Annotated in this window: 15 protein-coding genes; 2 read left to right on the forward strand and 13 right to left on the reverse strand. The window is 48.2% G+C overall.

Annotation, left to right across the window (positions count from 1 at the left end; translation table 11 throughout):
- The 10 genes from Q7V48_10285 to gspE form a co-directional block, all read right to left on the reverse strand.
- Positions 1-752, reverse strand: a 752-nt coding sequence (locus Q7V48_10285; protein ID MDO9211117.1) for a hypothetical protein, incomplete at its 3' end; no start/stop codon positions are given.
- Between the two features lie 9 nt (positions 753-761).
- Positions 762-1367: a type II secretion system protein GspM gene (gspM, locus tag Q7V48_10290; protein MDO9211118.1), complete on the reverse strand. Its 606-nt coding sequence runs from the start codon at positions 1365-1367 to the stop codon at positions 762-764.
- On the reverse strand, positions 1364-2788 hold the full coding sequence (pilM, locus tag Q7V48_10295; protein ID MDO9211119.1) for a pilus assembly protein PilM: 1425 nt from the start codon (positions 2786-2788) through the stop codon (positions 1364-1366). Before pilM ends, gspM begins: the two co-directional genes overlap by 4 nt.
- Positions 2789-2831: 43 nt before the next feature.
- A complete protein-coding gene (locus Q7V48_10300; GenBank protein MDO9211120.1) occupies positions 2832-3821 on the reverse strand; it encodes a type II secretion system protein GspK in 990 nt (329 codons plus the stop codon).
- Between the two features lie 114 nt (positions 3822-3935).
- On the reverse strand, positions 3936-4670 hold the full coding sequence (locus Q7V48_10305) for a type II secretion system protein GspJ (GenBank protein MDO9211121.1): 735 nt from the start codon (positions 4668-4670) through the stop codon (positions 3936-3938).
- Entirely contained in the window at positions 4654-5073 is a 420-nt protein-coding gene (locus Q7V48_10310; protein MDO9211122.1) for a type II secretion system protein, read from the reverse strand. Before Q7V48_10310 ends, Q7V48_10305 begins: the two co-directional genes overlap by 17 nt.
- Before the next feature lie 3 nt (positions 5074-5076).
- The gene (locus Q7V48_10315) at positions 5077-5571 is read right to left on the reverse strand and encodes a GspH/FimT family pseudopilin (GenBank protein MDO9211123.1); all 495 of its coding nucleotides are present in this window, start codon (positions 5569-5571) and stop codon (positions 5077-5079) included.
- The gene (gspG, locus tag Q7V48_10320; GenBank protein MDO9211124.1) at positions 5568-6005 is read right to left on the reverse strand and encodes a type II secretion system major pseudopilin GspG; all 438 of its coding nucleotides are present in this window, start codon (positions 6003-6005) and stop codon (positions 5568-5570) included. Before gspG ends, Q7V48_10315 begins: the two co-directional genes overlap by 4 nt.
- 28 nt (positions 6006-6033) lie before the next feature.
- Complete coding sequence (locus Q7V48_10325) at positions 6034-7248, reverse strand: type II secretion system F family protein (GenBank protein ID MDO9211125.1); 1215 nt, start codon at positions 7246-7248, stop codon at positions 6034-6036.
- Positions 7249-7328: 80 nt separating this feature from the next.
- The gene (gene gspE / locus Q7V48_10330) at positions 7329-9038 is read right to left on the reverse strand and encodes a type II secretion system ATPase GspE (GenBank protein MDO9211126.1); all 1710 of its coding nucleotides are present in this window, start codon (positions 9036-9038) and stop codon (positions 7329-7331) included.
- A gap of 198 nt (positions 9039-9236) precedes the next feature.
- Between gspE and Q7V48_10335 the strand changes: the two genes are divergently transcribed.
- Positions 9237-10442 (forward strand): MFS transporter, encoded by a 1206-nt coding sequence (locus tag Q7V48_10335; protein ID MDO9211127.1) that lies wholly within the window; start codon positions 9237-9239, stop codon positions 10440-10442.
- A gap of 111 nt (positions 10443-10553) precedes the next feature.
- On the opposite strand, the gene Q7V48_10340 is transcribed toward Q7V48_10335, so the two are convergent.
- Complete coding sequence (locus Q7V48_10340; GenBank protein ID MDO9211128.1) at positions 10554-11762, reverse strand: acetoin utilization protein AcuC; 1209 nt, start codon at positions 11760-11762, stop codon at positions 10554-10556.
- Between the two features lie 121 nt (positions 11763-11883).
- Between Q7V48_10340 and Q7V48_10345 the strand changes: the two genes are divergently transcribed.
- Positions 11884-12666, forward strand: a complete 783-nt coding sequence (locus tag Q7V48_10345; protein MDO9211129.1) for a SagB/ThcOx family dehydrogenase — start codon at positions 11884-11886, stop codon at positions 12664-12666.
- 144 nt (positions 12667-12810) lie between these two features.
- Here Q7V48_10345 and Q7V48_10350 read toward each other — a convergent pair whose 3' ends face one another.
- Both Q7V48_10350 and Q7V48_10355 read right to left on the reverse strand, forming a co-directional pair.
- Complete coding sequence (locus Q7V48_10350) at positions 12811-13353, reverse strand: methylated-DNA--[protein]-cysteine S-methyltransferase (GenBank protein MDO9211130.1); 543 nt, start codon at positions 13351-13353, stop codon at positions 12811-12813.
- Between the two features lie 29 nt (positions 13354-13382).
- Positions 13383-13634, reverse strand: a complete 252-nt coding sequence (locus tag Q7V48_10355; protein MDO9211131.1) for a hypothetical protein — start codon at positions 13632-13634, stop codon at positions 13383-13385.
- Positions 13635-13963: the final 329 nt, after the last annotated feature.

Below are 13963 nucleotides of genomic sequence, written 5' to 3' on the forward strand. Positions count from 1 at the left end.
AGGCCGGGCCTTATGGATCTTCTTCCCCGTAAGATGCTCGGATCGGGGATCGGTGTCGGGCTCACCGGCCCGGGCGTCGTTGCTTCCACCTTCGGTTCTGCAGAGGGCTCCATGGGTCTTGGTAAACTAGGGATAGGAATACGCCGCGGCGCAACCGCTGAAGGTGTTGGTAGAGGTGCTGGCGTTGGAACGGGAAGAGGGCTCATTATTCCGGCCGGTCTGGATGGGGGCTTCACCTCGGCTCTTTTTTTGGGCGATTTTGGATCGTAAAGTAAGACTTCATAGGTATCTCCAGGAGCTTCCAGAATTACCCGGTCCGACAATATTCGGGTCAACTGATAATCTCCGACCCGGTCGCCGATTTTGATAGTTTTGATTTCCCTTTCTCCCTTGGGGAGTGGCTTGGTTGGATTGGCGATAGAGGCACTTTGGACATCGTTGGTGATCATCACTCCATATAGTTGAATGGGCGGTCGGGTCGCCGGTTTGGCTGGTTCCCCGGTCAGGAGAGAAAATTCCTTGCGGTCGGGGTGAAAAATATTTTTCTCCGCAATCACCACCAAGGACTCGCGAAGAGATGACCCCTGGGTAACCGCCAAAGCAGGGAGAGGTTCCGTTGGGGCCGCTGCTTTCTTTCCCGCCTCTTTTTTATATTCCAGCTGGGGTAGAGTCCATACCTCATCATTTTTGAAAATAAGGAGGAAGATGATGAAAAAAAGCAAAATATTAACGATACCGTACCTTGAGGTCATGATTCTCCCCTATTTTTCCTTTCCTTTTTCTTTGATCTTGTTTCCTTTCATCAATCCCGCAATCCCCAGGTTTCCCTGAACGGTATTCGGCATTCTCGGGTTGAAGACCAAAATGTCCATTTCTGAGATCATGAACTCTTTTTCCTGATGTTCCAGGTCATAAATGAATTGGCTCAAGTTCATCATGCTGTTTATAGGGTTGAAGTCAATTTGCAGAGATATTTTACGGTATACGCCTATTTCCTTTGGTTCAAGGATTCGGAAGCTGCGCAGGCTAAGAAAGTTCTTTTCCGCAAGTCGTTTCACAACATCTTGCAAATTGGCTGCCCCCAACTGGGGGGTCTCCCCCGGCAGGAGTCGCTTTTGAATTTCTTCGGCCTGTTTCCGGGCCTTTTCCAGGCCCTCCTCTGCTGCCTTGCGGTTCTGAAGAATCCCGGCATATTGCCCAAGGATCCTTCGTTTCAGGGCGATCTCCTCATCGGCTTTCTTTTTGGCTTCTATAAGGGGAACGAAACCCACAGTGTAAATCAAAATGGCCACCGCTACTCCTATGAACAACCAAAACAATTTTTTTTGAGAGGTTTTCCCCTTGCCTCCGAAGGTCCACTTTTTCAAGATCCCGCCCTCCGTCCTTCTAATCGCATTTTAATTTTGAACCGCTCTTTCTCTTTATCTCCGTCCGTTCTCCTTTCCCTTTCTTTGGTTACCGGCGCTAAAAATTCCACTTTTTCAAAAAGAGGAGATCGGTCGAGAAGGGGGATTAAATCCGAGGCTGAATCGGCAAAACCACTAATCTCAATTTCTTTTCCCGTTAGCTTAAAATTCCATATCCACACCGTAGAGGGTAAGATCTGAGCCAATTCTTTTAATATTTCCACTTTACTGACCTCACCGGCTCTGATCTTTTCCATCTCCAATAGTTCTTTGGCTAATTCTTCTCTTTGCTTGCGCAAATTTTCAATAGCCTCTACTTCAGGTTTTCTTTTTTTCACTTCCGCCCGAAGAATATTTAATTCATTCTGGTAGCGACGGTAGACCCCCCATCCCCAGGTAAAACTCAAGATCACGGCCAAGACAAGAAAAATTAAGAAGATGGGTTTCCCGATCTGCCTTACTTTCTTTCTCAACTCCAGCGGTAGAAGGTTCAGGTCCATCCGGGTGGGTATTAAACCCTTCAGAGGAAGGCCTACGGAAGCGTAGATAGATTCCATTTTGGATTCTCCTTCCTCGACTTCGATGCGGTCCCTGGGGGGGCAAGAGACCCTTTCTCCTGGAAGCGCCTTTCCCCAGGTGGAGAGCCCTTTTTCCCCCCCATCCATGCCATAGATAAAAAAAGTTGACTGGGAGACCCAATCTCCTTTCCATCCCGCCTGTCGGATAATGGTTAGGATTTTTTCTCCTTGGTTATCCGGTGGCAGGGGCAAGTAAAAACTCTCTTGCCATTTCCCGCTGTGAATGAGGTTTATCTCGCAGAAAGGCTCACTCAGGTCAAGCAATACAGAATATTCATTCTCTTTGTCTCCTCGGTTGTAAAAGAAGAGATTAAGGGCAGCCTGGGAAGCAATTTGTATAGATAAGGGTTGAATACCAATTTTTTTCAACAGGGATAAATAAAAATTGATTTCTTCTTTTTTGGCGAAAACCACGATCACATCCAAGTAGTCTTTCTCGTGCCGGAGAATTTGATAATCGAAACAAATTTCCTCTTGGTCAAAGGGAATATACTTAGGCGCTTCGTATTCCAGGACCTGGCGCAAATTTTCTTGGGTGGCCGGAGGAAGGCGGAGAAAACGGACCATTACTTTTTCGCGGGGGATCGCAATGGATACCTTTTCTTTGTCGATCGATTGTTGGGCCATGAAAGTAGTGATCTGGTTGAGCCATTGCGCCTGTTGTAATTCTTTCTGGCCCTCGGACGCTATAGGATAGATCCGGTAGTCGACCAAACGGATCTTCCTGAAAGATTTCCGCAGGAGCGTGAGGATAAGATGGTTGCCTTTAAATTCGATCCCTAAACTGGAGTCAAAAATGGCCATCGGAACCCTTCGGGAATTCTTTCTTTGTTTATACTGTTTTTTTTCAGGAAACGAATGCGTCCACCCATTGGATGATTTTATACCCTTCTTTTTCTCGGGGGTCAATCTTGACGATTGCTTTTAACCCTCGAACCGATTTCCCATTTTTACTTTGGGCCTGGGCCTCGATGGTATAAAAAGGATTCGTACTTTGAAATAGAATGAAACGGCCGATTTCTCCCAAGAAAGGCCCGAGTTCAGGCACCCTTTGGAGAAGATCCTGCTGATTCTCGAAAACTTTTTCCTCACGAGCCTGGATGATCCCCCGGGCAATCTCGCTGGGAATCCCCAAAGCAAATCTTAGCACTGGGAGGGTGGCACTGTTGATATCTACTTGCTCACCCAAAGCATAGATCGAAAAAATATCTTTCAAACCGATCCGATTGCCTTTTTCTTTTCCTCCTTCCCCTGGCCAGGTTCCTTTTTTCCCGTAAAACAATTCCGGGGTCACACCCCGCACGAGGAGAAGTTCTTCTATGGAATCCAGGTTGCCGTTTTTGCATTCATAGGGTTCTGGGAGGGACTGATAATAGTCGTTTTCAGCTCCGTTGAGGCGGTATAAATCATCGGGGTCCCGCCAATCCAAAAGGGAATCGACCACAATGTCCCCGGCTTCCCCTTCTACCCCCAAGTTGGTAATGATCTTGCGCAGCAACATTCCGGAAACCAGGTTGATATTGATCTTGCCGGCTTCCCCCCTGACCCGGACTTCACAGACTCCCAGATCGAAGGTCAAGGGATAGCCCCGGCCATCTGTTACCCAGTCCTTTTTTTCAGGTGGGAAGTCTTTCGACTTCAGGATTCTTCTTTTATTTTGCACGCGGGGATCATGTTTATACACCAACTCGGCAATGGCCCGTTCCACTCCCCCCTCGGCCAGGGCATAGAGTTGGAGTTCTTCCTGAAAATTTTTAACAATTTTGACCTCGGTCCGCATGGCATAACTGAATTCAAAGGCGATTACGGAAAGGATGGCAATAATCCAGAGAACCATAATTAGGGCTACGCCTTTTTCGTTTAAATTCGGTAGAAAAATCCTCTTTTCCCCCAATGCCCATTCCGCAATTCGCAATTTATGATCTCTCTCCATCTCTTATTTTTTCGTCCTCTATCCCGCCGGCCTTGACGGAATAATCCTTCGCATTGGACCCGTTCTCATTTCTTCGTAGCGGTGGGAGGGAAGGGAGGCCAAAAGGGTAAAGGAAGTCCCTTCCTCTGCTTTCTCACCTTTCTTGGAAACAAGGGTTATCCGTATGGCTCTGGGTAGCTCCCTTTTTTCTTGGGCATTCCATTCCTCTACCCATTCCGCCGCCTGGTTTTTCTGCGGGTCTTCCTCCCGATAATATTCGAAGCGCACCTCCGCCAGGTGTTCAATCAAGGGAACTCCTGATTCTTCCTTGGGGCTCTCACTCATAAAATCTCGGTTGAGAACTCTTTGCTCATAAAGAACCAGCGCTCCATTTTCTTTTCCATTTTTTTGGAAATCGTAGATGGCATAAACAAACCCTTGAGGTTGGCTGAACTTGAGCGGCAGGGCGGATACAAATTTAACGGAGCGGGCCTTTCCTTCAAAAGCCAGATAATCGCCTTCCGCCTTGCGCGTCTTGATTTTATAAGGAACGATGGATTTGATCTGGCGGGAGATCAACTGGGAAATGATACGTACTTGCTGATAATCCTCTTTAAGGTTTTCCCCTTTTTCCCAGGCAGAAAGACCCAGTCGGAAGACGCCGAAAATCATCAAGAGGATAAATCCGAGGATCGTCAAGGTGATCATAACCTCAACCAGGGTAAATCCCCAGGCTTTTGCTTCGCAGGAGGAAACTTCAAATCTTGGCTTCATGATCGGGTAATTTCATCACCTTCAACAATTCAATGACTGCGGATCTTTCTTGGGATCCGGACTTCCAAAATACGTTCATCTTAATGCGGTACAACTCTATGGGAAGTTTAAAATCTGCAGCTTCCTCTAAAGGAAGAACGTCTACTTTTTTCACTTCTAACTGCCAGCGAAAATTTTTATCAAACTCCCCTTCCTCTATTCCTTCGGTCACTTGGCGGGCCAAGGCGAGATCTTCCATTTTCAGGCGGGCATAACCAATGGCCTGGGTATATTCTCCCGAGGTTCTTCCCAGACGAAGTCCTCCGGAAAAGAGCTCGATGATCACGATCAAGCCCACCCCCAAGATGGCCAAGGCCACCACGACTTCAATCAGGGTAAAACCTCGATCACTCATCCTTGGCATCCGTTAGGCCCCCCCGACCGCTACCATTCCCGTAAGGAAATTTACTTTGATCCGATATCCTTTATGGTCCTGGCGGTCCAGCAGAAGGGACCCGCCGTTCGATCCTCCGTTGGGGTAAAATTCAATCGTGGGAAAATCCGCAGATTGCTGAGAGGCTGGAATATTCAATTCTTTCATCTGGATCCCTTCAGGAAGGATAAATTTCTTTATCGGTGCCAGCTCTTCCCGTTTTTCTTTCTCGCCTTCTGGCCCATTTATATCGATCGCTTGGATCCGCACTTCCCGTAAATCCGGGTTGAAGAGAACTTGCTGGGTTTGGCCTGTTTGTACGGCTTCGCTCCGATAATAGCGCAAAATTGCAGAAATTTTCTTGACGGTCGCTCGTAATTCAACGGTCTTGGCAATTCGGGAAAGAGAAGGGGCTACCAGGGAAATAGAGAGGCTGATGAGGACCAGGACAACCACCATCTCGATCAGCGTGAAACCTCTACTTTTCATGAGCCGATGTCCTTCCAACTGACCACATCTTCGTTTTCCCCCTCCCCTCCTGGGGCGCCATCGAGTCCATAAGCCATGAGATCGTAATCCCCATGCTCCCCCGGTGACTTATATATATAAGGCCTTTTCCAGGGGTCATTGGGAATTTCTTTGGGCAGGTAGGGGCCTTTCCAATTTTCCATTCCCGAGGGTTTTTCCCGGAGGGCCTTCAAACCTTCCTCGGTAGTCGGGTATCTTCCTACGTCCAGGCGGAGGACATCAAAGGCGGTTCCGAAGAGCTCAATCTGGGTTTTGGCTGCCTTTTGTTTGGCCTCGCTGACTTTCCCAAAAAATTTAGGAGCCACGAAGGCTGCCATCAAACCAAGGATGATGATGACAATTAATAATTCCATCAGAGTAAACCCTTGTGGTCTTCGTCCTTTCCTTCCCTTCATACTGCCCCCTTTGGGTTTTTTTTAATAATTAAAAAGGAATTTCGTTGATGCTAAAGATCGCCAGGAGCATGGAGATAACAATGAATCCCACGACTCCCCCCATGACCAAGATGAGCAAGGGTTCCAGGAGCGAGACCAACCGTTTGACCGTAGTCTGAACATTCTCCTCGTAGGTCTCAGCTACTTTGTTCAGCATCTCTTCGATGCGCCCCGTCTCCTCCCCCACACTGATCATGTGCACGGCCAGGGGGGGGAAAACCCCCGTCTCTTCCAGCGTCCTGGCCACTGTCTTCCCTTCCCTGATCTGGTCGTGGACATGGCCGATCGCTCTGGAAACAGCCAGGTTATCGGAGATCTCCTTGACAAGATTGAGCGCCGACAGGACGGGAACGCCGCTTACCAGCAGGGTTGCAAGAGTTCTGGCGAAACGGGCCACTTCCACCTTCTTGATGATGTTGCCTACGATAACCCACTTCAGCTTGGAACGGTCCCAGCGGAATTTTCTTTCTTCGTCCTGTTTGTAAACCTTCATGCCGAAATAGATGAGCGCCAGGATTCCTGCCCCCACCCACCAATATTCCCGGATGGCCAGGGAAAGCGAAAGCATGATCTGAGTCGACAGGGGAATGGCCTGCCCCATGTCGGAAAAAATTGTGGAAAATCTTGGGATAACAAAGGTGACCAGGATGATGATGGAAAGGCCGCTGACCGCAGTCAGGATGAGAGGATAGATCATGACCGAGATCAGGTAGTCCCGAATCTCTTTAGCGCTTTGAAGATATTTGACCAGGCGGGAAAGGATGGCCTCTAAGAAGCCTCCTGATTCGCCGGCTTTTACCATATTGACGTAAAGCTTGGAAAAAATCCGAGGGTGATGCCCCAGCGCTTCGGCCAGAGAGTTTCCTCCTTCAATGCGGCCCAGGATATCCTGTACCACTCCTTTCAATCGGGCGTTTTCGGTCAAATCGCCCAGAATCTTCAGGCTCCGGTCAAGGGGCAGGCCGGCCGAAACCAGGGTGGAGAGTTCCTGGGTAAAAGTCAGCAAGTTCTTCATCCCGACGCGCTGGGGGAAAAAAGAAAACAATCGCAGAGGGGCCGCTTGTTCTTCTCTGGAGGCAATGCGAACGGGGATATAGCCCAGTTGGTGCAGGCTCTGGACGACCGCTTTCTCATCCTTTCCTTCAATGGAACCTTCCACGGTTTGTCCGCTGAGGGTGGTGGCTTTGTAAACATATTCAGCCATAACTTTTAGCTCTTAGATCTTTGTTTTTAACTTTCAGCTTTTCCCCTTGAACCTTTGAACCCTTGCCCCAGACCCCTTTTTTAAATGATTTCTTCTTCCTGGGACACCCGCAAAACTTCGGAAACTGTGGTTAATCCCTGCCTGACCTTCAGCCAACCATCTTCCCTTAAAGTTCTCATCCCGTTCTTCCGGGCCGCTTCTTTGATGATATTGGAATCTTTCTTCTCCAGGATGAACCTTTGGATATCCTCAGTCACCTTAAGGAATTCAAATATTCCCAGGCGACCCCAATACCCCATAGAGCCACATTTTTCACATCCCCGGACTTCATAAGCTTTCAATTCTTCCAGATGCTCGCCATTCATTTTCATTTCCTTCAGGATAGCTGCATCAGGAGTATAGGGCTCCCGGCAATGAGGACAAGCCGCGCGAACTAAACGTTGCGCCAATATTCCAATGATGGTTGAAGAAAGGAGATAATCTGCCATGCCCATGTCGATAAGGCGGGTAATGGCGCTGGCGGCGTCGTTGGTATGCAGAGTGCTCAGGACTAAATGCCCTGTTAGGGCCGAATGGATGGCAATTTCCGCGGTTTCGGCATCACGAATTTCGCCGATGAGGATCACATCCGGGTCTTGGCGCACGATGGAACGAAGGGCATTGGCAAAAGTAAGTCCAATCGACGGTTTAACCTGAATCTGATTCACCCCCCGCAATTGATATTCTACCGGATCCTCAACGGTAATAATCTTTTTCGTGGGGGAGTTGATCTTTTGTAAGGCACAATAGAGGGTGGTGGTTTTTCCGCTCCCCGTAGGGCCGGTGACCAGAATGATCCCGTGAGGATTCTGGATTATTTCTTGAAACCCCTTTAAGGTATCCTCCTGGAAACCCAGCTGCTCAACATCCAACACGATACTGCCTTTGTCTAAAATTCTCAGAACCATGGATTCCCCATGGATCGTGGGGACGGAAGAAACCCGGAAATCTATCTCTTTGCCTTTTACCCGCAGCATGATCCGGCCGTCCTGGGGAAGGCGCCTTTCCGCGATATTCAATTTGGCCATGATTTTGATCCGGGAAATGATAGCCGCCTGAAGGCGCTTGGGAGGGGCTTCTACATCAAGCAGAACCCCATCAATGCGGTAGCGGACCCGGAAATGATCTTCGTAAGGTTCAAAATGGATATCGCTGGCCCTCCTTTCGATGGCGTGGGTGATAATCAGATTGACCAGGCGAATCACCGGCCCTTCCGAGGCCATATCCCGCAGCTGGTCGACGTTTTCTTCATCTTCGGCTTGATACTCGGGAATGCGGTCGATATCCTCGATTATTTTTTCCATCGAGGTCGCCTCCGATCCGTAGGTCCGTTCAATCGCTTTTAAGATTTCATACTCTTGGCCCGCTAAAACATGAATTACATATTTTGTGGCCAGGCGGATGGCATCGAGAGTGTAAAAATCGAAAGGATTACGCATGATGACCGTCAGAATATTATCTTTCATTTTGGCGGGTAGAAACTTGGATTCTTTCATGAATTGAACGGAGAACTGGTCAAAAAGTACGGGTTCTTTGGGATAATCCTCCGCAGAAGCAAACGGAACCCCAAAAAATCCCTCCATCGCTGCCTGGAACCCTTCGACCGTGATGAGGCCTGGTTTGATAATATGTTCTTCTACAGAAAAGTCCGGCGGAGGATGTCCCAGAGGGAAAAGCTTTTCGTAATCTGCCTTTTTAAGGAATCCCTTTTCGATCAGGTAAGAAATAATGCGGTGGTTTATATCTTCCATCTCTTTTTCCGAGAAGCGCGATTGAGCCAACCTAAGAAACATTATATCTTAACTTGCCTTATAAGCAAAGATGAAACTCGGCTATTGGGCCTGCCCTGCTCACCTAACTTTTCCCTCTGCCGAATGCTATTTCTCAACTTGTTTTTTTCCCCCGAATTTGATATTTTTTCTTTCCTAACAGGGAAAGAGTTGGTGGTTATGAATGCGGTAAAAACGGGGAAAAAATTTTTTGGTTTAGATCGCAACATTTTTTCCTTGGGCTGGGTCAGTTTTTTTACCGACGTAAGCAGTGAAATGATCTATCCCCTTCTGCCGGTTTTTTTAACTGCGGTTCTGGGGGTGGGAACTACTTTTGTCGGGTTGGTAGAAGGGGCCGCCGAAGCTACGGCCTCTTTACTCAAGCTTTTTTCCGGCTGGCTTTCTGACCGTTTGGGAAAAAGAAAATTACTGATCCTCTTCGGTTATACCCTTTCTTCTTTCGTACGCCCCTTGGTGGCTGCGGCCACGGCGGGATGGCACGTTTTATTCATCCGTTTTTTGGACCGGGTAGGAAAAGGAATCCGTACTTCCCCCCGGGATGCCTTGATTGCAGATTTCACCCTTGATCGAGAACATGGGAAAGCTTTTGGGTTTCAGCGGGCTATGGACCACGCCGGAGCGGTTATCGGGCCTCTAATTGCTTTCCTCCTCCTTACCTTCATCACCCAAGAATACCGCACGGTCTTCTGGCTGGCTTTCATCCCGGGTATTTTAGCCCTTTTCATCCTTATTCGCGGGGTGAGCGAAAAAAAATCGAAGCCATCTACACCCGCTTCCTCGAAAATTCAGTTTTCCCTTCGCCCCTTTGATCAACGATTTAAGTTTTTCCTTCTGGTGATTGTCCTCTTCAGTCTGGGGAATTCCAGCGACGCCTTTTTAATTCTCAAAGCCAAAGATGCGGGCATACCCATCACCCTTCTCCCCATTCTTTGGATGGTCTTGCACCTGACCAAGTCCCTTTCGGCAACTCCGGGGGGAATTCTTTCCGACCGTCTGGGAAGAAAAGGAGTAATCATCTCCGGTTGGTTCCTTTATAGCGGGATATATTGGGCTTTCGCCTGGGCGAAAACGTCAGGAGCCATCTGGATTCTTTTCGCCGTTTATGGCCTTTTCTATGGACTCACTGAGGGAGGAGAACGCGCCTTGGTGGCCGACTTAGTTCCCTCTCGTCTGCGGGGAACGGCTTACGGACTCTATAACTTTGCGGTGGGTATTAGCACGCTTCCGGCAAGCGTTTTAATGGGATTTCTCTGGGAAAAGTTCAGCCCGCAAGTGGCTTTCAGCTTCGGAGCCACCCTCGCTTTGTTGTCGGCCTTCCTCCTCTGGATGGGGTTAGCCACCGGGGAAAAGAAGAGTAGGAATTAAAATTTGCGACCTATTAGCCATGGGGTTGGGTGTAGCGTGTAGGGTGTGGGAAATTGGCTATTTTTTCAATCTTTTCCATTTACACCCTACTCCCTACCCCCGGCACCCTTTTTAATGGATTTTATGAATCGGAAACACATTCTGTTTGATGAAATCCAGGATTCGGTCAATTTCCTTGTTGATCCGTTCCTTAATGATACCCGTAGTATACACAGTTTTGTCATAAAGGTCCCCTACTTCAATTTCAGGGCCGAACATCATCCCGCCAATAATGCCAACGTATTCATCGCGGGGTTCCAGGTCATTTAAAATCGCCCAGGCCAGAGTCCAACTCCGGGCTGTTTTGTATAAATCATACCCTCCCCCGCCCAGAGCCAAGATTCTGGGGGCACATTGCGCTAATGTTTTTACCGCCTGGCAATATCCGTTATTGGTCATGCTTAAGTGGGTTAGAGGGTCGGCAATATGGGTGTCCGCGCCCAATTCGGCAATGACCATGTCGGGGGCATAGGCGTCGAGGAGGGGAGGAACAATTTCTTCAAAGGCCCGAACAAAGGCTTCATCATCCGTTTTTTCGGGCAAAGGAACATTCACATTAAACCCTCTTCCTTTCCCTTCGCCGATCTCGTTTTCAAAACCGGACCCGGGATAGATTCCTCGCCCGGTTTCGTGAAAAGAAATCACCAGCACTCTATTGTCCCGGTAAAAGGCATCCTGGACTCCGTTGCCATGGTGGGCGTCGATATCCACGAACGCTACCCTCAACCCTTCTTTTAGAAGGTGGGTAATGGTCACCGCCACATCATTTACATAACAAAATCCCTCCGCATGGTTTCTGGCCGCGTGATGAAAACCACCCACCGGGTTGAAAGCAACCTGAACCTCGCCTGATGCCACCATTTTTGCGCCTAAATCGGTAGCCCCAGCAGTTAAAGCAGAAAAATCATAGACGCCGGAGAAAATCGGGTTGTCATCCGTGCCCAACTCATACTGAAGTATTTGGGGATCGAGAGTTAAAGAGTCCTCTTTCCGGCTCGAGGGCACATCCGGCCAAAGTTCCTTGGCCGTGGCTGAAGAATCAATCGCCTGGAGAGTTTTTAGGTAGGTTTCATCGTGGAATTCGGCCAGTTCTTCAAAATTTAGAGGTTGAGGCTTGATTAAGCGGATCCAGGGCCTTTCGATCAAATCATAACGGCGGCAAAGGTCAAGGGTAAGCTTGGCCCGAATGGGTTTAAAAGGATGCGTTGAACTATATTCGTAATTGGCCAATTCATCGGAATAAATAAAAACACTGGCAAATTTTTCTGATCTCCGACCCATAACCCATTCATCATACCCCAACTATCCATCGGGTCAATCTTTTTTCCATTCCTTTATGGAAGAGGTTGACAGCCCAATTTAGAAATTTTAGACTAAATAAAAATACCAGTCAGGGGGGAAAATGGAATTATCAGAGCAAAAAATTGGCCAAATATTTCAGGAAAAAACGAAATATTTCCGTCCTGCTTACGGGCCCATATCTTCGGATAAACCAAGCCTGGACAAAGGCCCCAAAGATCTTCCCGCCACAATCATTTCCCTTCCTCAGCCCCGGATCGATGTAGGTCCAAACTTATGGGAAGTGTTGTTAAAACGGCGATCGATCCGTGACTACAGCCATGTCCCTCTGCCCCTGGAAGAACTTGCCAACCTCCTCTGGGCAACCCAGGGAATCACCGACCAACCTTTTTCTTCTTGGTACCGGACAGCCCCATCAGCCGGCGCTCTCCATCCCATTGATACTTATCTGGTTGTCAACCGGGTTGAGGGACTGGAGGCAGGAATTTATTTCCTGCATGTCCGGGATTTCTCCCTGGAAAGAAAAAGCCAAGGAGATTTTTCCCGGCAGATCGCCCGGGCAGCCTTAGACCAGGACATGGCCCGGGAAGCCGCCGTTGTTTTTGTCTGGGTGGCGGTAATCCACCGTTCCCGGCAAAAATACCGGCAGCGGGCTTATCGTTATATTTATTTGGATTGCGGGCATATCGGGCAAAACCTATATCTGGCAGCTACAGCCATGGGCCTGGGGTGCTGTGGCATCGCGGCTTTTTTCGACGATGAGGTTAACAACCTAATAGAGGTAGATGGGGTAGAAGAAACGGTTATTTACCTGGCAACCGTGGGAAAAAGGAAGGACCTAAATAAGAAATGCAAAATGAAAATTGCAAAGTTGATGGACTCGTAAAAAGTCAAAATTTGGATGGCAATGTAAAAAGCTCCAGATGCAAGGCACGCAAATCCTGAGGAGTGAGGTGTACTTACAGGTACGCCGCAACGACGAAGGAAGCAGCGCAACGCCGCAGATGGACTTTCTACGAAGCCATCAAAGTTAAAAAACTTTTAATTCGCCTAATACCTTTTTGTTCACAACCGGTATGCCTTCGAGATTTAAAAGACAGGCCTTTAACTCTAATCCACCCGGAGCGGAAAATCCGGTCAAAAAACCATCGCTCCCTACTACTCGGTGGCATGGAATCACCAATGGCCAGCGATTCTTGGCATTCGCCAGTCCCACAGCCCGCAGCGCTTTCGGGTTTCCTATCTTTTGAGCCAGCCAGCGATAGGTGCGTACCTCTCCAAAAGGGACTCGGGATAATACCGCGTACACTTTTTTTTGGAAAGGGGTCGCCTCAGACAAGTCCAAGGGAAGGTCAAACTGGGTCCTTTTCCCGGAAAAGTACTCGCTGAATTGTTTTTTGCTCCGTTCCCATGGACCTGGACTTTCCTTGCTTTCCGGAAACTCTGAGGTAATGCGTTCCTTTAGCTCTTGTTTTTTTAATCCAGGAAGGAAAATGCGCCGTAGGCCATTTTTGTTTCCGACCAAGCCCATCCATCCTAACTGCACCTGAAAAATGATATAGGTACTTTCCATCCTTCCCCCGATTGGCAGAAAAATTTACTTTAAAGGTGAGAACGGTCCTTTAAAAGATCTTTTAATAAGGCTTCAACCTGTACAACTCTAAAACCCATGGTATTGTAAAAAGCTTCCATCCATTCTTTCATGGTGAGTTTATGCCGGATAGCGATCTTTAATCCGTATTGGTTGCAGAACTCACAGACTCGCCAGAAGAGGTCACTGCGCAAAAGGTCTTCCAAATCGTTTACCTGTTTTTTTCGACATTTGGAACAGATAATTTCCTTAATTACTTTCATTTTTTGACACCACACCTCAAAGACGATATTATGTTACTACTATTTATTTTAGTGGACGTTCCTTCCTTTGTAAATGGGAAAATTTCGCTCACGGGATTTCTTTGGGGTTTTCTTAATCCTGGGATCAGCTTGGCCTATTGGACGTGGGACTGCTATGTGAGAATGTGCTGCAGCAGACCTATGTTGCAGAAGGTTAAAGAGGGAAAAAAGATTTGAAAGGAGACGTTGATGCCAATTCCCAACATCGCTTTTAAAATCGCCGCCGTGCAGGCTGCGCCCGTATTCCTGAACCGGGACGCTACGGTTGAAAAAGCCTGTAAGTTGATTTC

The sequence above is a fragment of the Deltaproteobacteria bacterium genome (assembly GCA_030654105.1).
Lineage (GTDB): Bacteria > Desulfobacterota > SM23-61 > SM23-61 > SM23-61 > JAHJQK01.